Source organism: Mesobacillus stamsii, from assembly GCF_030814065.1.
GTDB classification, from domain to species: Bacteria; Bacillota; Bacilli; order Bacillales; family Cytobacillaceae; genus Mesobacillus; species Mesobacillus stamsii.
This window is the reverse complement of sequence record NZ_JAUSUN010000029.1, coordinates 1-19,812: the sequence shown is the minus strand read 5'-3', so window position 1 is coordinate 19,812 and position 19,812 is coordinate 1. Positions and strand designations below refer to the sequence as shown.

General features: G+C 43.2%; 18 protein-coding genes and 2 pseudogenes. 9 read left to right on the top strand and 11 right to left on the bottom strand.

Translation table 11 applies throughout. The features are described 5' to 3' along the window. Nucleotides 1-7 precede the first annotated feature (7 nt). From J2S25_RS16925 to motA, 6 genes are all read right to left on the bottom strand, one after another. On the bottom strand, nucleotides 8-724 hold the full coding sequence (locus J2S25_RS16925; protein ID WP_044394484.1) for an ABC transporter ATP-binding protein: 717 nt from the start codon (nucleotides 722-724) through the stop codon (nucleotides 8-10). After that, on the bottom strand, nucleotides 714-1,535 hold the full coding sequence (locus J2S25_RS16920; RefSeq protein ID WP_307192476.1) for an ABC transporter permease: 822 nt from the start codon (nucleotides 1,533-1,535) through the stop codon (nucleotides 714-716). The genes J2S25_RS16925 and J2S25_RS16920 overlap by 11 nt, the downstream gene beginning before the upstream one ends. Continuing rightward, nucleotides 1,532-1,993 carry a nitrous oxide reductase accessory protein NosL gene (locus J2S25_RS16915; RefSeq protein WP_052807034.1) on the bottom strand — a complete coding sequence of 154 codons (462 nt, stop codon included), beginning with the start codon at nucleotides 1,991-1,993 and terminating at the stop codon, nucleotides 1,532-1,534. Before J2S25_RS16915 ends, J2S25_RS16920 begins: the two co-directional genes overlap by 4 nt. Continuing rightward, on the bottom strand, nucleotides 1,990-3,336 hold the full coding sequence (gene nosD, locus J2S25_RS16910; RefSeq protein ID WP_307192475.1) for a nitrous oxide reductase family maturation protein NosD: 1,347 nt from the start codon (nucleotides 3,334-3,336) through the stop codon (nucleotides 1,990-1,992). The genes J2S25_RS16915 and nosD overlap by 4 nt, the downstream gene beginning before the upstream one ends. A 384-nt stretch (nucleotides 3,337-3,720) precedes the next feature. Further along, a complete protein-coding gene (gene motB / locus J2S25_RS16905; RefSeq protein ID WP_044394488.1) occupies nucleotides 3,721-4,485 on the bottom strand; it encodes a flagellar motor protein MotB in 765 nt (254 codons plus the stop codon). Beyond that, the gene (motA, locus tag J2S25_RS16900) at nucleotides 4,478-5,272 is read right to left on the bottom strand and encodes a flagellar motor stator protein MotA (protein ID WP_307192474.1); all 795 of its coding nucleotides are present in this window, start codon (nucleotides 5,270-5,272) and stop codon (nucleotides 4,478-4,480) included. Before motA ends, motB begins: the two co-directional genes overlap by 8 nt. 204 nt (nucleotides 5,273-5,476) lie before the next feature. On the opposite strand from motA, the gene J2S25_RS16895 reads away from it, so the two are divergent. After that, nucleotides 5,477-6,958 (top strand): methyl-accepting chemotaxis protein, encoded by a 1,482-nt coding sequence (locus J2S25_RS16895; protein ID WP_044394490.1) that lies wholly within the window; start codon nucleotides 5,477-5,479, stop codon nucleotides 6,956-6,958. A gap of 606 nt (nucleotides 6,959-7,564) precedes the next feature. On the opposite strand, the gene cydB is transcribed toward J2S25_RS16895, so the two are convergent. The 3 genes from cydB to J2S25_RS16880 all read right to left on the bottom strand — a co-directional run bounded on the left by cydB (nucleotide 7,565) and on the right by J2S25_RS16880 (nucleotide 10,822). Further along, on the bottom strand, nucleotides 7,565-8,593 hold the full coding sequence (cydB, locus tag J2S25_RS16890; RefSeq protein ID WP_044394491.1) for a cytochrome d ubiquinol oxidase subunit II: 1,029 nt from the start codon (nucleotides 8,591-8,593) through the stop codon (nucleotides 7,565-7,567). Beyond that, nucleotides 8,583-9,935: a cytochrome ubiquinol oxidase subunit I gene (locus J2S25_RS16885; RefSeq protein ID WP_044394492.1), complete on the bottom strand. Its 1,353-nt coding sequence runs from the start codon at nucleotides 9,933-9,935 to the stop codon at nucleotides 8,583-8,585. Before J2S25_RS16885 ends, cydB begins: the two co-directional genes overlap by 11 nt. Before the next feature lie 275 nt (nucleotides 9,936-10,210). Then, nucleotides 10,211-10,822 carry a peroxiredoxin gene (locus J2S25_RS16880; protein WP_307192473.1) on the bottom strand — a complete coding sequence of 204 codons (612 nt, stop codon included), beginning with the start codon at nucleotides 10,820-10,822 and terminating at the stop codon, nucleotides 10,211-10,213. Between the two features lie 112 nt (nucleotides 10,823-10,934). On the opposite strand from J2S25_RS16880, the gene J2S25_RS16875 reads away from it, so the two are divergent. After that, nucleotides 10,935-11,099, top strand: a complete 165-nt coding sequence (locus J2S25_RS16875) for a hypothetical protein (RefSeq protein ID WP_198528202.1) — start codon at nucleotides 10,935-10,937, stop codon at nucleotides 11,097-11,099. Nucleotides 11,100-11,220: 121 nt separating this feature from the next. Beyond that, entirely contained in the window at nucleotides 11,221-11,538 is a 318-nt protein-coding gene (locus tag J2S25_RS16870; RefSeq protein WP_044394495.1) for a YbjQ family protein, read from the top strand. Nucleotides 11,539-11,585: 47 nt separating this feature from the next. Here J2S25_RS16870 and J2S25_RS16865 read toward each other — a convergent pair whose 3' ends face one another. Both J2S25_RS16865 and J2S25_RS16860 read right to left on the bottom strand, forming a co-directional pair. Then, the gene (locus J2S25_RS16865) at nucleotides 11,586-12,074 is read right to left on the bottom strand and encodes a GNAT family N-acetyltransferase (RefSeq protein ID WP_307192492.1); all 489 of its coding nucleotides are present in this window, start codon (nucleotides 12,072-12,074) and stop codon (nucleotides 11,586-11,588) included. After that, a pseudogene (locus J2S25_RS16860) lies at nucleotides 12,060-12,491 on the bottom strand (NUDIX hydrolase); the annotation flags it as partial. The pseudogene J2S25_RS16860 and the gene J2S25_RS16865, both read right to left, overlap by 15 nt. 73 nt (nucleotides 12,492-12,564) lie before the next feature. Between J2S25_RS16860 and J2S25_RS16855 the strand changes: the two are divergent. The 6 genes and pseudogenes from J2S25_RS16855 (at nucleotide 12,565) to J2S25_RS16830 (ending at nucleotide 19,141) form a co-directional block, all read left to right on the top strand. Beyond that, nucleotides 12,565-14,659, top strand: a pseudogene (locus J2S25_RS16855) (DNA topoisomerase III). 130 nt (nucleotides 14,660-14,789) lie between these two features. Next, on the top strand, nucleotides 14,790-16,058 hold the full coding sequence (locus tag J2S25_RS16850; protein WP_307192472.1) for an MDR family MFS transporter: 1,269 nt from the start codon (nucleotides 14,790-14,792) through the stop codon (nucleotides 16,056-16,058). A gap of 102 nt (nucleotides 16,059-16,160) precedes the next feature. Further along, nucleotides 16,161-17,393: an aminopeptidase gene (locus J2S25_RS16845; RefSeq protein WP_307192471.1), complete on the top strand. Its 1,233-nt coding sequence runs from the start codon at nucleotides 16,161-16,163 to the stop codon at nucleotides 17,391-17,393. A gap of 201 nt (nucleotides 17,394-17,594) precedes the next feature. Continuing rightward, entirely contained in the window at nucleotides 17,595-17,867 is a 273-nt protein-coding gene (locus tag J2S25_RS16840) for an acylphosphatase (RefSeq protein WP_044394499.1), read from the top strand. 121 nt (nucleotides 17,868-17,988) lie between these two features. Continuing rightward, nucleotides 17,989-18,351 carry a large conductance mechanosensitive channel protein MscL gene (mscL, locus tag J2S25_RS16835; RefSeq protein WP_307192470.1) on the top strand — a complete coding sequence of 121 codons (363 nt, stop codon included), beginning with the start codon at nucleotides 17,989-17,991 and terminating at the stop codon, nucleotides 18,349-18,351. A gap of 412 nt (nucleotides 18,352-18,763) precedes the next feature. Further along, nucleotides 18,764-19,141: a hypothetical protein gene (locus J2S25_RS16830; RefSeq protein WP_307192469.1), complete on the top strand. Its 378-nt coding sequence runs from the start codon at nucleotides 18,764-18,766 to the stop codon at nucleotides 19,139-19,141. The last annotated feature ends 671 nt before the right edge of the window (nucleotides 19,142-19,812 follow it).

Genomic DNA, 19,812 nt, shown 5'->3' with positions numbered 1-19,812 from the left:
TCGAACGTCAGGAAGGTGATTTGAAAAATATTTTTTCTAATGGAATATAAATTCCATTTTGATGAACAAGTGAATCAACGGTATCACAGAGCTTCAACTGTCCTTCTTCCAGGAAGGCAGCTCGGTCCGCCAATTCCTCCACAAGGCTGAGAATATGCGTAGTAAAGAAAATCGTTTTTCCCTGCCGCTTCTCTTCCTGAATGATTTCCTTAAAGCGAAATACCCAAAATGGATCGAGACCATTTGTCGGCTCATCAAGAATTCTTAACGGAACATCCGGGAGCAGTGCCTGGGCAAGGGAAAGTCGCTGCTGCATGCCTTTTGAATAGTGTTTGATTTGTGTATCTCGCACTTCAAATAAACCAACCTGTTGAAGTGCGTCATTCACTTTATCATCCCCAATCCCTCTTAATCTCGCAAAAAATGCCAGCACTTCACGGCCTGTCAAATGACGAGGAAAGAGCATCTCATCAGGCATATAAGAAAATTGCTTTTTATACTCATGACTCCTTAGATCGAGATCTCTTCCTTCCAGCAAAACCTTGCCAGTGGTCGGCTTCATCATTCCGGTCAGCATTTTGATTAACGTGCTTTTTCCCGCACCGTTTCCGCCGCAAAGAGCAAAGATTTCCGACTTATTGATGACTAAGTGAATATCGATTACCTTTTTCGTCGCACTGTAATGCTTGGACAGTCCCTCCATCCTGATCCATTCATTCCTCATCTGCAACACCCCTTTTTAGCCTGTAAACGGAAAAAATCACCGGCAATAACATCCAGAGCAAGAAAGCAAAAATAAACAGCGTTTTTCCTGTCACCCCATCTGCCCAGATCGTCAAATCATATAAACGAGGTCCAAATATCGTTGCGCCGTCAAGCGACAGAATGGACTGAACCCGGATCAGTTCTATTGGATTCAGGAAAATGGACACTGTCAGCATCGGCAGCAGCCATTGCTTCCATAACAGCAGACTCAAACCCATAATGAGAAATTCATAGAAAAGGACAAGAAATGCCCAGATAATCAAACTAATGCCAAGTGCCTGAAATCGCGATTTGGCAAAGATCCCGATCACCAACGACAGCGACAAAAAAATTGCGGCAAGCATTAGCGAGTAGAGATAAAATAAAAACAGCAGCGATACAGAAACACCAGCACCTGAAAAGAAAATTACCAACAGTGCTGCACCATATCCAAAGGTCAGCACAGACCAGACGGCGACAAACAAACCTATATATTTTCCGATGATCACACTCCATGGTGAAACAGGATACGTCAGCAGCAGTAGCAGCCCCCTATCCTCCTTTTCGCCGGACAGAAACAGACTGCCGATCAACAGTGAAAGCAGGGGGATCAGCAATAAATTGATATTCAAGAGGCTCGCTGTCATTCGGTTAAATCCATCAAAGCCTGATCCTCCTGTGTTTCCAAGGAACGTAACCATGACGGCAAGTGAGGAGAACAACAAGCCAAATCCTGTCAGCCAATGGCTTCTCATTAACAAGGTGATCTGCTGCTTGGCAATATGCCTCATTGAGTCCAGCTCCACTCATGTTTTTTTAACTGCTGATAGTCCAGTACTTCTCCCATCCCTTGTTTTTTCACATATTGTTCAGCGCTTTCTTTGTCCTTAAAACTTACCACTCCATTTGCCATTGGCGTCCAAAAATCCGGGTGATATGCATGGAAAGCTTTTTCGAGCTCGATCCATTCACCCGTGTCAACATCACGAACGTATTTTTTTGCAGCCGTTTCCTCTTGAAGATTCGCTTCCATCTTAAGAAATTCTTCCATACAGCCAATGTCATCAAACTTGTATACTTCCCCATCAGCAGCAACAACTTCAGTGGCATAGTATTCATGGGCTAGACCCATATTGCAGACTTCGCATACATCAATTTCAGGATTAATTTCTTCTGGCTCCATCGCATTGTTGCTGCAGCCAGCTGCTGTGGCAGAAACCAGCAGAAATAAACCAAGCTTCTTGATCATCTGTATTTCCTTCCTTTCACCATCACAAATAAAGATATTGCCATACTTACTATTCCAATCACCCCGGACAGCCAGTTGACCCTGTTCTGCTCCACCGCCGAATAGTGAATTTCTGCCGGTTCTATCAGCGGACGCGCATCATAGACTTCCGCCGATCCAAAGCTCGGAAATAAGGATTCCGCTTTGGTCCACAGCTTAACTGACGGGCTTTCAAAAAAGAATTGCCAGTACGGTTGTTTACGGAGGATGCGGTCATATAATGAGCCGGCCTTATAAGCCTCCTCGCCAATTCCATCACCCGTCAGATCAAAACTACTGTAATCATCCCAGTAGTTCCCCCGAAAACCATCATCCAGCCTCCAATCTTCCCCTGAAATCCTGGACTGGACAACATTGCCAATAAAATTGTTTTCAGCAAAAAGATTCTTGTTGTTTTTTCCCACGAATTCAATTCCAAGCTGGTTAGCCGCAATCAGATTCTTGTTAATGAAAAGATTCACGCCGTTTTCCAATGAAAGCCCCGTGCTGTTCCGTAAAATTTCATTGCCCTTCACCACCACATTTTCTGTTTCATAAAGAAGAATGCCAAAACCACGGACATGAAAGTGATCGGTTACGCTGTTCTCCTGAAGAAGGATGTCTGCCGAATCCATCACCATCAACCCGGTGACATTCTTATCTATCCGGTTCCTCTCTGCAGAAATGTTTTTACTGAACATGAAATGCATTCCATATCGTGACTCATGGACATGGTTTTCGATTGCTTTGACATCTGCCGTAAAGTCATAGTAAATTCCATCTTGAACAGCAGTGATTTTGTTCCCATTCAGCAAATGACCGCTACCCTTAAACATGTGAATCCCGTTCCCTCGCTTCGAAAAATGTGATTGATAACTGGTAATACTATTTTTCAGTACCTGATTATCCTTGCTGTTTGCGATATAAATTCCATTATGAACATCTTTTAATGTGTTGTTCTCTATCCTATTTCCGTCTGCTTTCTTAATGAAGATTCCGCTGTCTTCCTGAGCTGAACCGCTATTTTGAATCGTCAGACCTTGTACAGTGACATTAGAAGCGTTGATCTCGATAACATTGCCGATTCCCCCGCCATCAATGATTGCCCCTTTCCCCCCCTTCAAGTTGATTCGCTTATTGATCACGATACTTTCCTTGTAGACAGCCGGAAGGATTAGGAGGGTATCCCCTGCTTTTGCCTGGTCGATTGCTCTTTGTATCGATTGGCCGTCCTCGACTTTAAGATTATTAGCACTAGTATCTATAGGCACAAACCAAAAAAGCAAAAGTATGATAATTCCGATTCGTCGTAAAAGCTTGTGCATACAGCCGCCTCCTACTGAAAGTTTCTCCATTTAAACCTAGCAAATAAATGTGATGAAAGCTTGAAATATTCATTAGGGAACGTTGAAGTCAATTGGAAGTTTAGAGGGGATTATACAGAGCACCGTCATATTTTCAGAATTATCAATAATTTAAATTGTCTATTTTATGACATTCACAATATAATGTAAGGACTATGTATATCTGATTAACTCGAGGAGGTTATGGTCGTGACGATTGTTCATATACTGAACTTCTCCATTCCGATTGTGATGATGCTAGGAATTGGTGTCGTTGTTGATAAAATGTGCAAGCCTGACCCACCGGAAAAAGAAGCCGAGTAAGCAAGTTACTGGCTTCTTTTTTCATCCTGATTTCGTTTGATTCTAATTATTGCTAGTTCGTGGCAGAATCAGAATTTCAACCCGGCGGTTTCTTGCTTTTCCTTCTGCTGTATTATTCGTTGCAATTGGCTGAAATTCGCCAAATCCTTTTGCGCTGAACCAACGTGGATCAAGCTGCTCATTTTTCAAAATGATTTTCATGAATTCCACGGCCCTCATGACGCTCAGTTCCCAGTTCGACTCATATCTCGCCGTTCTAATTGGAACATTATCTGTGTGTCCGCTGATGATGATATTTCGTGGAGGGTCCATGACAAGCAGGTCAGCGATTTCATATGCGATGTTGATATCTGTTGAACGGACATCTGCTTTGCCTGACTCAAATAGCACATTGTCACGAATCGTCAAAAGCAGTCCTTCATCGGTCAATTTCGTATTCAGCTTATCTGTCAGCTTTTTCTGTGCAATATAAGAGTTAACCTTCTTCTGGAGAGCCAAAAGTTCCAGCTGATCTTTGGCAAGATCGGCCTTTTCTTCCGCTTTCTTCTCCACATCTTCCTTGCGGTCTATTGGTGTTTGTATCTGCCCCTCTGGCATCGGGCTCTGGAACTCTAACACGCCAGTTCCGCCAGAAAATACATCATTAAAAGCTCTAGATAGTTGTTGAAATTTAACGGCATCTACAGAACTCATTGCGAATAGCACAATGAACAATGCAAGCAAGAGCGTAAGCAGATCTGCATATGGGATCAGCCAGGACTCATCCATATGCTCCTCATGTCGCTTCTTCTTCCTCTTCTTACTCATCCTTAGTCACGCCGCTTTCTTCAAGGATCAGTTTCCGTTCACTAGTTGGCAGATAGGAAGCAAGCTTCTGCTCGATTACCCGCGGTGCTTCCCCTTCAAGAATAGAAAGAATGCCTTCTATCATCATGTATTTCACTTGTGCTTCCTGTTGTGATTTTCGCTTCAATTTATTGGCGAATGGATGCCATAACACATAACCAGTAAAAATTCCCAGTAAGGTTGCCACAAACGCAGCACTGATCGCCCTGCCAAGCTCATCGGTATTGTCCATATGGCTTAGTGCTGCAATCAGCCCAACTACTGCCCCTAGAACCCCGAGAGTAGGTGCATATGTTCCAGCCTGGCTGAAAATGGCCGCACCTGACAAATGGCGTTCCTCCATCGCTTCCACTTCTTCCGTTAGTACATCTCTGATGTAGTCAGCACTCTGTCCATCAACGGCAAGCGATAGCCCATTTTTCAAAAATTCATCATCGATTTCACTCGTCTTCGCTTCGAGTGCAAGCAGGCCTTCCTTTCTAGCAAGCTGGGCCCATTCAGAAAATATTCGAATCAACGACGGCATATCTGTACTTTCCTGTTCTTTAAACAAGATTTTGAACAATTTTGGTACTTTCTTCAGTTCTCTCGCTGGAAAAGCGATTGATACCGCTGCAATTGTACCTAAGATTATGATTAAGAAAGCTGCCGGATTCAAGAGCGCATTGATGTTTACCCCTTTCAATACCATCCCAACTCCGACTGCAATGAACGCTAAAATGACACCAATGATTGACGACTTATCCATGTACGACTCCCCTGTCTGCTTTCCTTCTAGAATTCTCTCTGGAATTTCTCGATGTAACTGTCCTACTATCTCTTTTTATTTCGACATTTTTTTAAAAATCTTAAGCGATTTAGCAATCAAAAAATTTTCAGTCAACTAATTAAGATTGTCGATTCCAAGGCCGATATAATATTTATACAAATGATTAATGGAGGAGGATTTTACTTGGAGGCTATTGAAAATCTCCGCAGACAGGATACGAGAAAGAAAAATGTCTTGATGGTAAGCACCTATTCGGTATCCATAATTGCGACTATTGCCTATACACTGATTGAAAAAGAACCATTCATGAAAACAATGGTTTATGTAAGTGAATTTGCATTTTTCCTCCTGTTTTTCTTGATTTTTCAGCTATGGCTTAAGAAAGAGGCTCTCTTCCCTTATGCTGCATTTGCTGCTATATTTGCCCACCAGTTCATCTATATCGGAGCATTCGGCGGTAATGGCGCATTCTTGCTAGTGCTGATATTCCTGGCAGTCTTCTCAGCCATCCATTTCAACCTGAAAATCTTCCTAACCGGCTACACCCTTGGTTTAGCGGCGATCATTATGAACACTTTGTTGGCCACAAAAAATCAAGATTTTTTAAGCAGCACTTTTGCAGCGATCCTGCTCAGCTACATTTTAATGGGAGCCGTATTGTTCGTGTTGATCCGTTTAAATAGGAATGCCTTTCAATCTCTGGAAGCCTTTCTCACGGAATCTGAAAAAGAAAAAGTACGGAAAGAGCAGCACAGTACCCTGCTGCATAGCGAGCTGCTTGTCGTGACAGAGAGTCTTGGCAAAATCAATGACCAAATCCAAACCCACCTGTCTTCGCAAACTGAAATGAAAATCGCTGTTACTGAAATTTCTGCCGGAAGCCAAATTCAGTCACAACAAATTAACCAAATTACTGAGAATGCCGAAATGATCAAGCAAAGAATGGACGAGATGGCGGATATGTCCATCTTGCTCTCGGAAAATACTTTACAGGCTGCCAAGGCGACAGAAACCGGTTCAACAAAAATCGGCGAACTTCAAAGCGATATAAAAGAGCTGGCTGCTTCCATATCTGATCTGAGCCAAACATTCTCCATGCTGACAAAAAAAATCGAGGAAACAAATGGTTTTATCGGCAATATCCGTAACATTACTGAACAAACGAACTTGCTTGCCTTGAATGCTTCGATTGAAGCGGCACGAGCTGGCGAGGCTGGAAAAGGCTTCTCCGTTGTTGCCAATGAAATTCGCAAGCTGGCGGAAATGACGAAAGAAACAGCCATCCAGATTACCGAAAACCTCACCTCCGTAAATGCAACAAACTCAGCTGCACTGGAAAGAATGAATGACAGCAGTGAAAAGCTGGAAGAAAGTCGTTCCGCTGTCGAGGTGGTTTCCGGATTCTTCGGGGAAGTCAGCAGTACGCTTCGTGAACTTACCAACCAATTCGGCCAATTCGAATTAACGGTTAGCGATGTCAAGAACCAAACAGGTGATGTCGAAGCCTCCACTCGTGAGCTTGCTGCAATCATTGAGCAGGCAACTTCCGGCCTAGAGGAAATGAATGCAACAATCGAAACCTTGAACGACGATAATCAGACAATAGCTGCGTACGTCAGCCAGACCGCAGCAGCCGCTGAAAAAATCAAGACCGTTGGGGAATAATTAGAAGGACCGGGCAAACTGCTCCCGGTCCTTTTTTGGTTTTGCTGTTCATCGGGCACATAGCGAGCGAATTGGAAATCACAACTCCGCAAATTTTATCTGTTTCGTGTTTTTTTTACTCAAACAACTGCCATAAGGGCTCTATCAGGCAGAAAGATACCCTTATGCGAGCTTTTCCCCCTCCATAAGGGCATCTCTCGGGCGGAAAGATACCCTTATGCGAGCATTTCCTCCTCCATAAGGGCATCTATCAGGCGAAAGATACCCTTATGCGAGCTTTTTCCCCTCCATAAGGGCATCTATCAGGCGAACGATACCCTTTTGCGAGCTATTTCCCCTCCATAACACTCTTGCGGAACGATACGCAGTTAATTCCCTTATTAGTATAATTTTGATCATATTCATCTAGGTGCAAATGATAATACTCTCTTAAACATGGAAGCTCATCAACAATCTAAAAAAACGATGGCCAGGCTGGATTTCTCCACCTGGCCATTTGATTATAATAATTTCTTTTGTTTTTTTCTAACTAAATAGAGAAAAAGAAACACCTCATGGATGAATAATTTTCATCATGGGGTGTGAATCAACCATCATGCGTGTTTCTTATTGGTATCCTTTTGCATTCTCTTTTAAAATTTTATCTTTGAACAATGTGTAGCTCCATGATTGGTATGCAAGAATGATTGGAACGAAAATAAGCGCAACGATAAACATGACCGTTAGATTGAGCTTGCTTCCGGCTGCGTCGAATAGATTGACACTGTAGGAACTATCAATCCTTGATGGCAGCATGTTCGGGAACATTCCAATTAGTCCGAACGCCATTTTTGTAAAAATGGTTACGCACACGGAAGCGAACGCATAACCGATTTTCTTTTTAAAAATAAAGTATGCAGACGCAAGCATCGCAGCCAATACGAGCACCGGTACAATCCAAAGGACCGGATGCTCTGAGTAGTTATCCAACAGCGGCGTTTGGTTCACCGTTGCCAGCAAGAATAACGATAGGATCGCAGGCGCGACTCCTGCCAGCACACGCGAAATCCGATAAGCCCGTACTGCTGTTTGTCCTGATGTTTTTAACTGAATCCATAAGGAACCAGATAGCAGGAACAGCGAAACAAACAAGAATCCTCCTAAAATCCCGTACCCATTAAGTAGGCTAAACAGATTTCCTTCATAGCCGTTTGCGCCAATCATCAAGCCGCGATATAAGTTGGCAAAAGTTACCCCAAACAAGAAGGCAACTAAGAAGCTGCCGGCAAAAAAACTCCATTTGCAGACTGCCTGCCAGGTGGGGTTGTCATCTTTATGCATGAATTCGAGTCCAACTGCCCTTATGAACAAAGCAATCAAGACTAGGTATAACGGCGTGTACAAAAAGCTGAACATATCAGCGTAGACGTCCGGGAATGCTGCGAATGTCGCTCCCCCAGCGGTAATCAGCCAGACCTCGTTTCCACCCCAGAATGGTCCGACTGCTTCCTGGAGCTGGTTGCGCTCCTGGCGGTTTTTCGCCGTGAAAGGCAATAGCATTCCAGTTCCAAGTGTGTATCCGTCTAGAATGAAATAGATGGTCCAGATTAATCCCCAAAGCCCAAACCAAATGATCGCCAGTGTATCATGAGACATGCTTCACGCCTCCCCCAAGACTATAGTGAGCCTCTGATTCCGGCCCTTTCTTCGCATACTTAACGATTAAATAAACATCGGCTACCAGCAAAACTGTGTAAAAAATGATAAGTGCCGCCAACGAGAAGACTATTTGTGAGCTAGCAATAGGAGACACACCATCTGAAGTTTTCATCAATCCATAAACGACCCATGGCTGTCGTCCAGCTTCTGCGACCATCCATCCAGCATTGATTGCTAGGTATGGCAGGAGTACCGAATAAAGGACAAGTTTCAAGTATTTCGGTGAAGTTTCCAGCTTGTTTTTCCGGTACAAATACAATCCATACCATGATACAGCAAGAAAAAAGATGCCGAGTGCAACCATAAGCCTAAAGGCATAAAATACCAGTTCAATATTTGGCTGCTCATCCTTCGGGAGATCATTAAACCCGGTTACCTCCCCGTTAAATGAATTTGTGTAAAGAAAGCTTCCGATCTTCGGAATGCTGATCGCTGCGAATGCATTCCGCTGATTTTCCTGATCAGGAATTTGAATTAGATGGAACGGCATGCCCTTCTGTGTTTCCCATACTGCTTCCATCGCCGCTCCTTTTGCGGGCTGCATCTTTGCCGCAAATACGCCTGACTGATGGCCGATGAACGGAGTCAGCGTAGCCGAAAATAGCGCCATGGCCAACCCATATTTAAACGATTTCTTATAAAAGGCTGTTTCATTTTTCCTCAGCAAATGATAGGCACTGATGGCCATCATGAAAAATGCCCCTACGATATATGCACTGACGACTGTATGTACGAACATATACCAAGCATATGGATTGGTGACGAGCTCCGCAAAGCTGTTCAGCTCGACCCGACCATTATTCAGGACATAGCCGACGGGATTTTGCATAAAACCATTTGCAGTGATAATCCATAGTGCGGAAATATTCGTACCGAGCGCCACCATCCAGATAGAAACCGCCCGCAGCTTTGGCGAAAACCTGTCCTTGCCGAACAGCCAGATGCCCATGAATGTCGATTCAAGGAAAAAAGCGGCCAGAGCCTCGATCGCCAGCGGAGATCCGAAAATATCTCCCATATATTTTGAATACTCCGACCAGTTCGTTCCAAATTGGAACTCCATCGTAATGCCGGTGATCACCCCAAGAACAAAGTTGATTGCGAATAGTTTTCCCCAATAATCCGCCATCCGCTTATACGTCTGATCCAGTGTACGGGCATACTTTGTCTCCATGATGGCAACAAGAATGACCAGCCCCAGCGTCAGCGGTACAAACAAGAAATGATAAAACACGGTAACAGCAAACTGGATCCGGCTTAATAACAGGACCTCATCCATTTTTGGTACCTCCCAAATTAAAAGTTTGTGAAAAAAACAACAATATCTTAATTCTATTTTAAAAAAAATTTGTGATTGATAACGAAGATTTTTGTAGACATTTTGTGACATTATTGTGATGCACGTCACTATATTAGAATACCGAGCAAACTGCGCCCGGTTAGTTTGGATTTAACTAATTCCATCAGTTTATGAACGCTGATTTCATTTGAGACAGTCCGGACATTATTAAAAAAATCAAAAAAACAGGCCCTATATTTTAGGGCCAGCTCTAGTTAAATTTTCCCAATATTTGACGGATCAGTGCTGATTCCAGGCTGGCCTGGCATCCAGTTTGCCGGTACGCCTTCACCAGTTTGTTTTGCAAATTGCAGTGCCTGAAGGATTCTGACATGTTCCGGAAGATTCCGGCCTACATCATCAGGATAAGTCAGCTTTGTTCTAATGATTCCTTCCGGGTCGATGAATACCGATGTCCTGAAACTTGCCCCGGAGGCAGCATTAAGAACCCGGTATGCCCGGCTAATGACCTGGGTTCTGTCACTGACCATTGGGAATATTACCTTTTTCAAGGAAGGCGATGTTTCTTTAAACACCCAATGGCTGTAAATACTGTCGGTACTGATCGACATCATCTCTGCTCCAAGCGCCTTAATATACGGATAAATGGCAGCGACCGCCGCCAGTTCTGTCGGTCAGACAAAGGTGAAATCGCTCGGGTAGAAAAATAAAATAACCCATTTCCCCCGATAATCCTCCAAATTCATTTTTTTGATATCCCCATCGATAATCGCCTCTGCCGAAAACAGGGGGGCCTGATCATCCAGGTTTGCACAAAAAATAGTCGGATACTTTACTAAATCTTCAGCATAAAGTTTTTCATCCATACAAGCACCCTCCTTACTTAAAATTTGTCTCTATCCAATCTTATGCTATTCATTTTTTATATTTCGGGTTCCATCAGGAAAAACTATTTTGACAAGAAAGGAGGATTCATGAATGAGCAGAGGCAAAGAATTCAACCATAAGAAAAAAGGTCATCCCGGTGATTTACCTGAAGGTGCATTTACAGCTAAGCGGCCTGAAACTGAGGCGCAGGAAGACGAGGAATTCCTGGTTGTCCAGGAAGCTTTCAAAAATCGTATCGAGAAAGAGGAAAGATAACTTATTTTTAGAACCTGGCAATCGCCGGGTTCTATTTTTGAAACTTTTCGTATCAAAATTCGTATAGTTATTCGTACACCATTTTTTATCACTCAGTATACAAATTTGGGGAGGAAATAAAATGATCGTATCCACTACATCCACATTGCAAGGCAAAGAAGTAGAAACCTATTTGGGGATTGTCTCTGGGGAGGCCATTATGGGGGCCAATGTCGTGCGTGACTTTTTGGCAAGCGTCACCGATGTGATTGGCGGCAGGAGTTCCGCATACGAAAGCAAGCTTGCGGAAGGGCGCGAAATCGCGATTCGCGAAATGGAAGACAAAGCCCGCCGCATGGGAGCTAATGCGATAATCGGCGTCGACCTTGATTTCGAAACCCTGCGCGAAGGCATGATGATGTGCATCGCCACCGGAACTGCAATCAAAATAAAGGAATAATGTTGAAAAGGACCTGGCATGCTGCCCGGTCCTTTTGCGTGAAACCATCAATCTTGCCGCTTTTTAAAATTGGCGATCACCATCCCGCCGCCTACTACTGAATCATTTTGGCGATCGAAGCCAAGTTTCTCATACAGCTTTATTGCTGGTGCATTTGCAGCGCCGGTTGAGACAATTATTTCGGAGAAGTTTTGCTGTTCCAAATATGCAATTAGCTTCCTGGCAATTCCTCTTCGGAAAAAGTCTGGATGGACCATCATTCGGTGAATATCCATCACTTCCCCGTCTTTTTTAAAAGAAACCGCACCAGCGAGACTGCCATCGATATAACAGCCAAGGAAGGTTTCGCCACAATTTTGCAGCTGCTCGAATGTTTCCTTTAACGGGGGTATTTCGTCCGAGCCAATTAAGTCTGCTTCCATCCTGTATGACTTTCTCTGCAGTTCCAGGATTTCAGCGGCTGCCTTTACATCAAGCAGCTCAATTTCCCTGATGACAGGCAGTATTCCATATTCATTGATTTTGTTTAAGATCAACTCGGGCCTTCCTTGAAGATCAGGGAGATTGTCCAATGCAAAAAAGCGGAGCTCCTTGCTTTCCCCATCGAGTATTTGCAGCTCGCCCTCCCAATCAGTGCATGCGTACAAGGCGATCGCGTTATAGATTTCGTCGCCGTTTGGATATTGAAAGTAATATTCCTCACCAGCAATCACATTCAAAAACTTCAGTTTATGAAGGACAAGTCCTGTTTCCTCAGACAGTTCTCTGCGGGCTGTTTCCTCAAAGCTTTCGCCCGGTTCCATTGCACCCCCTGGAATTCCCCACCTGCCAGTATCAGACCGAAGCTGCAGCAGCACTTCATATTCCTTATTAAAAACAAGAACAGCAGAACCAGCCAGGATGAACGGCCGGCTGCCAATCAACTCACGGATTTCTTTAATATAATCGCTCATACTCTCCCCCATTACAAAAATTCCGTTTTTTCTATTATACTAAGAAAAGCATTGTTTTTTGAAAGGAGCAATTATGAAATCTCTAGTCCTTGCAGAAAAACCAAGCGTTGCCCGCGAGCTTGCGCGTGTGCTTGGCTGCACTAAAACAAATAAAAGCTATTTTGAAGGAAATCAACACATCGTTACTTGGGCACTTGGCCACTTGATCGAACTCAAGATGCCAGAGAACTATGATCCGAAGTATAAGGTTTGGAAGCTGGAGGAGCTGCCAATCATCCCCGATAAAATGGGGCTAAAGGTCATCAAACAGACGAGCCATCAATTTAAGGCGATTGAGCATCTCGCCGAGCGCAAGGATGTTGGCGAATTCATCATCGCAACGGACGCCGGGCGTGAAGGAGAACTTGTCGCCAGATGGATTCTGCAACGCATCAACTGGCGAAAGCCAATCAAGCGGTTGTGGATCTCTTCCCAAACGGACAGGGCTATTAAGGATGGTTTTAAGAACCTGAAGCCTGGCAAGCAGTTTGAGGATCTTTACGAATCAGCTGTCTGCCGTGCTGAGGCTGACTGGCTGATCGGCTTGAACGTCTCTCGAGCTTTGACAACCAAATATAAGGATCCACTATCTGCAGGCCGGGTCCAGACACCAACCCTAGCCATGATCCTTGAGCGTGAGGATGAAATGAATAAATTCGTCCCGAAGGATTACTGGACCATCCAGGCAAAGGTTGGCTCCCTAAGTGCAGAATGGGAGCATAAAGGAGAAAAACGCATTTTTTCCAGAGAAAAAGCAGAAGAAATCCAACAGAAGCTTTCCAATAAAAAAGCAGTCTTGAAATCACTGGACCGCAAGCAGAAGTCTGATCCACAGCCGATGCCGTATGACCTAACAGAATTGCAGCGTGACGCCAATAAACGCTTCGGCTTCTCAGCAAAGAAAACGTCCAATGTGCTACAGGGCTTGTATGAACAGCACAAGCTTGTCACCTATCCGTACGGATTCACGCTATTTGACGACTGATATGGAAGCAACGATGGCGGACCGGCTTCAGGGAATCATGTCCGGTTACAAGGATGAAGCGAAGCCGGCACTTGCTAACAATGGCAAGGTCCAGGCGCGCCGTGTGTTCAATAATGAAAAAGTCACTGACCACCATGCCATCATCCCAACAGAGGAGCGGCTTCATCTCGCTGATTTGTCACCCGATGAACGGAAACTCTATGACTTAATTGTCCGAAGGTTCTTGGCTTTATTTTACCCGGCGTATCAGTATGAAGTTGTCCACGCTAGTTTCGAGGTCGAGGGCGAAGCATTGTCCGCTCGCGAAACGAATATTCTAGAGCTTGGCTTTAAAAAGGTTCTTGGAAAAGAGGAGGATGATTCAAGCACTCAATCGCTTGCCCATCTGGAAAAAGGCAAAAGCTACTCTGTGGGCCAGGTTACAATAAACAAAAAGATGACTGAAGCCCCCTTGCGCTTGTCTGAATCGGATATCCTTTCAAAGATGGAGAAATTCGGCCTTGGTACTCCGGCAACAAGGGCAGAAATCATCGAACGCCTGATTTCGTCGGAGGTCGTCGAACGCAAGGATGGCCGCTTCTATTCTACGAAAAAAGGCAAACAGTTGATTGATCTTGTGAACGATGAACTCACTTCCCCAGAGCTGACGGCAAAATGGGAAAAAGAACTCGAGGAGATTGCTCATGGCAAAGGCGATGCGAAGGCATTCAAAAAAAGGATTCGTGAACAGACTTCCCTGCTTGTATCCGAAATCAAGAAAAGCAGCAAAACTTACCGCGCTCATAACTTGACAGGATCTAAATGCCCTGAGTGTGGAGAATTCATGAAGGAACGCAAAACAAAAGAAGGTCGCATTCTTGTGTGCTCAAATTCTGAATGCAGCTACCGCAAACATAAGGACCCTAAGCTGTCACAACGCCGTTGCCCGCAATGCCACAAGCGGATGGAAATCCACGACGGCAAAGCAGGCGCTTATTTCCAGTGCCGACGCTGCAATGTTGTCGAAAAAGCTGAGGACAAATAGCAAAAAGGCGTAACCAAACGCGAGGAGCGTAAACTCAAGGAAAAATACGCGCCATCCGAGGAGAATTTTGGCACGAGTCTCGGAGACTTATTGAAAGCAGCCCTTGAGGATAAAGAATAGTTTTTCCAACAGCACCTAAGTAGGTGCTGTTTTTTTGTAAGTTGTTTTACTAAGTATTTGCTTGAAAAAAATTCCTATAGAGTAGTATGATATTTATTGGTTGTCATTTTTTGAACTAAGGAGAAGCATCATGAGGATAAGAGATTGGGATCGCAACTTGAAGATTCGCCTGTTTGGCGAAGCGTTGATGAATATAACATTTTGGATGTTTTTTCCGTTTTTAACGATTTATTTTGCCGAAAGCTTCGGAAAAGACAAGGCTGGTTTCTTGCTGATTTTTTCTCAGCTATTCTCGGTATTTGCCAATTTGCTTGGAGGTTATATGGCCGATAGATTTGGCCGCAAGCGAATGATGGTGCTCTCTGCATTTGGGCAAGGGATTGCCTTCCTTATTTTCGCCTATGCTGTTTCACCGTGGTACACGTCACCAATGCTTGGGTTTATCTGCTTCACGCTTGTCGGCATTTTCGGTTCGATCTACTGGCCTGCAAGCCAGGCGATGGTGGCCGACGTCGTCCCGGAAAAAGACCGCAGCAGTGTTTTTGCGATTTTTTATACGCAGATCAATATCGCCGTCGTCATCGGTCCGATCCTCGGTACGATTTTTTATGTCAAATACCGGTTTGAATTGATGATTGCAGTGGCCATCATCTCCATTTTACTCGCGCTTGTCCTCTCAAAATGGACGCGCGAAACCGTCCCTGCATCTGCTAAGCAAGCTCGCACAGAAAAAGGGAAATGGTATGATTTCCTTATAGAACAGTTTGCTGATTACAAGGTCATCATTCAGGATAAAGTTTTTCTCCTGTTCATCATTGCTGGAGTTCTCGCAGCGCAAACTTTCATGCAGCTTGATTTGCTGTTCCCTGTTTATACAAAGGATATGGTGAATAATCAAACGATACTAGAACTAGGCAGCAAAGTGTTCACCGTGAATGGCGAGCAGGCCTTTGGTTTGATTCTTTCCGAAAACGGATTGCTTGTTGCCCTGTTCACGGTAGCTGTCACGAAATGGGTCACGCGATTCCCTGAACGGAATGTATTTGTGTTGTCGTCGCTTTTTTATGCCGTTTCGATTTTAATGTTCGGGGCTACTCACTGGATTTGGGGATTGATTTTGGCAATGGCCGTCTTCACCTTAGCTGAATTGTTGACGGCAGGCTTGCAGCAAACCATCATTTCAAATTTAGCGCCGGAGCAAATGCGAGGCCAATATTTCGCAGCTGCATCCTTACGTTATACCTTTGGAAGGACGATTGCACCAATCAGCATTCCGCTTACGGTGTGGATCGGATATCGCTGGACCTTTACTATTCTGAGTGTTCTTGCTGTCTTAAGCGCGATCCTGTTTTGGGTGATGTTCAGAATGTATGAAAATAGGAAGCAGTTAGGCCTTTAATTTGATTTGCTGCTTGATTCTGTTAATAATAGCTGTCCTAGTTTCTTTTTTTTCATGAAATCGGTACAATATAAAGGAAGATTCAGAAAAGGGGCGAAATAAATGAGTGATTTTCAAACGAATTTAGCAAAGTATGCGGACCTCGCTGTCAAGGTTGGCGTAAACATTCAGAAAAACCAAACGCTTGTCATCAACACAACCATTGACTCCGCTGATTTTGTACGACTTGTTGCCAAACAAGCATACGAAGCAGGCGCAAAGAACGTTGTGGTGAACTGGAATGATGATGTTGTGAACAGGACGAAATACGACCTGGCACCCGATGAGGCTTTCACTGAATATCCTGAGTGGCGTGCTCGTGAAACGGAAGAACTGGCTGAAAGTGGCGCAGCCTTCATGTCGATTGTGTCATCAAGTCCAGATCTTTTAAAAGGGGTTCAATCTGAGCGTATTGCAAACTTCCAAAAAGCAGCCGGAACAGCACTGTCTAAATACCGCAAATACATACAATCTGATAAAGTCAGCTGGACAGTTATTGCTGCTCCTTCTGAAGGCTGGGCGAAAATGGTCTTCCCTGAGGATTCAACGGAAACTGCTGTTCAAAAGCTTTGGGACGCAATTTTCAAGGCTGTCCGGGTTGATACCCCGGATCCTGTTGCGGCATGGAAAGAGCATGACGCTTCCCTGCATGAGAAGGTTGATTACCTAAATAGCAAACGCTACAAGAAGCTTCACTATAAAGCACCAGGCACAGACTTGACAGTCGAGCTTCCAGAAAAACATATTTGGGTCGGCGCTGGCAGCATAAACGAGCAAGGCAATGAATTCATGGCCAATATGCCTACTGAAGAAGTCTTCTCTGTTCCTTTAAAAACTGGCGTGAACGGCTATGTATCAAGTACGAAACCGCTTAGCTACGGCGGCAACATTATCGACAACTTCAAGCTGACTTTCGAAAAAGGAAAGATCGTCAGCGTCGAAGCGGAAGAAGGCGAAGAAATCCTTAAGCAGTTAGTGGCAACGGACGAAGGCTCACACTATCTTGGCGAAGTGGCACTTGTTCCTTTTCATTCGCCGATTTCTCAATCAAATGTGCTGTTTTTCAACACGCTTTTTGACGAGAATGCATCCAACCACTTTGCAATCGGAAGTGCTTATGCATTCTGTGTAGAAGGCGGAAAAACGATGTCTTCAGAAGAGCTGGCTAAAAATGGCCTGAACGAAAGCATCACCCACGTTGACTTCATGATTGGCTCCGATCAAATGGACATCGACGGCATCTCAGCCGATGGCACTGCAGAACCAGTCTTCCGCAATGGTGACTGGGCACTGTAATATTCCAATACTAATATGAACCCAGCCGGCATAATGTTTGGCTGGGTTTTTGTATGGAACGGTTTTGGGGATTCGGCTCTTCTACTGGCAACTTTTCTCTTATGCACCCTAAATCACTATGCTATAATGGAGTTATCAAGGAATCATTGTATATAATATTAGCTATATTGTTAACCTAATTGTTTATCTGGGGGCGACGTCTTGATTCAATTACAGATTATTGTTTCAGGAAAGGTTCAGGGTGTGGGATACCGTTACTATACACAAATGAAAGCTATTCAATTTGGCATTACAGGCTGGGTACGGAATCTGCGGGAAGGTGGCGTTGAGATTCTTGCTTCGGGCGCTAAAGATAATCTTGAGAAGTTCATTGATGAGGTGCGAAGAGGCAATCCCTTTTCCACAGTGGACCACATTGAAGTGAACGAGATTGAAAACACAGAAACCTATAAATCTTTCGCAATAAAATATTAACAGGCAGAGGAATCATCATCTGCCTGTTTTGTTTAGAGTCAGTTTAGCAATGGCCCTCTTGCTTTTCCCCCCACTTTCTCGCAGAATATAAGGGATACAAATGTTAGGAGGTTTATAGTAAATGTGGAAGGAATTCAAGAAATTTGCCTTTAAAGGAAATGTGCTGGACCTTGCTGTCGGGGTCATCATTGGCACGGCTTTTGGAAAAATTGTTTCCTCACTGGTTGATGACATTATTATGCCGATTGTCGGACTTGCAACATTTGGAGCGGATTTTTCCGATCTTACCTATAAGGTGGTTAAATACGGTGCGTTTCTTCAATCAGTTGTTAACTTCTTTATTACAGCGTTCGCCATTTTCTTATTCATTCGATTCATCGGGCGCTACCGAAAAAACCAAGAAGCTAAGCCTGCTGCTCCCGATAGCAAAGAAGAACTGTTAAAAGAAATCCGCGACCTGCTGAAAGCAAAAAGCGGGATATGATAGTTATACATATAGGAATGCCTGTAATCCATTACAAGGCAAGTGTTGCAAATTTGCAACACACAAAAAACGTTAAAACACTTGATATAACAACATTTCTAACCCTTTTAAAACTATCTCTTTCTTCTCACTCTATATAACTTGCAATTCGCCATACGTTTGTCAATACCTAATCCATATAATTTTCGTCGCTGCCTTAAAGGCTAAAAGGTTCCATCAATGCAACCTAAAAATCTGTAAGGGGAGTTTCTATATTAAAACGGGGTAAGAACTGTAAAATTTACAGTTCACTTTCAACCTTACCAGGCGAACAGAATGAACTTTGAAAAATAGAAAATTTTGCATCTAAAAAGGGGTTCCCGGTTTTTTCACAGAATATCTTTATAAAATTTAATTTTAGGGAGGCATTAGGTTGAAAAAAATATCAAGCTTGTTGCTAGCAATCGTATTGGGGCTATCTTTTAGTTTTCCAATGCAGTCATTTGCAGCAGAAACTGTAGGAACTTTCGCAGTTTATGAGGATCCGGGAGGTCAAAGTTGTTTGAATACTTATTCAATTTCTCATGCTAATTTAGTAAAGGCTTTGAATGCTAATGATTTGTATCTTGGTTTGACTTCCTTTGCTTTTTTACCATCAGCGATTGCAAATTTTATTATCGCAAATAGTGGACATGTCTCAACTTTGAGAACAATAGCTTACGAGGGTAGAGGAGTATGGGTCTGTGTAAAAGCAAATCCTAATTATAATGGCTATAATAGTGCAACTATAATTTATCTTTCAAGATTATAAGGATGAGCCCTTTAAAAGAGCTCTTTATTTTCATTTAAATTGCTTTCTTTTTTTTATAGTAATAAATAAAATTCCTAATATTGAAATGATACCTATTCCAATTAGTGTTCCGTTTATTAGCAAATTATTAGATATGCTTGCTATATCATTTTTAAATAATCTGCTATATAAAATGGTGCTAACTACTAAAAACGACACAAATAACATAATCCTCATTATTAAATTCCCTCCCTTTTCTTATTATATAAATTATTTTAAATTCATTAAAACCATTTTTGGTAAAATATGTATTTTCCCATATCCAGGTCTCTTTTTTCCTTATGTTTATCGAAATTTTCTTATCGAAAAAGCCCAGGCTTTCCAAATTCTTTGTTAAACTTTCCCGATCAGAGAGGGATTGACAGGTATTCTTCCTATTTAGGTAACTTAGATAAACTCGCATTCAAAGGTTAGCCTTCTGTATTTGTCAAATGATCCGAAGCATCGTTAAAGAGTTTTCTTCTATTATCTCTAAATTATATACTAACTTATCATTTTATTTTCTATTTACAACTTGAGTACTGCATTTTTTGAAATATTGTTAATGACGTTTTATAATGTCCAAAACTTGACGATATTAATTGTCCTAAAACTGACGGATATACTGTCCAAAAATAAAAAGGAAGCATTTT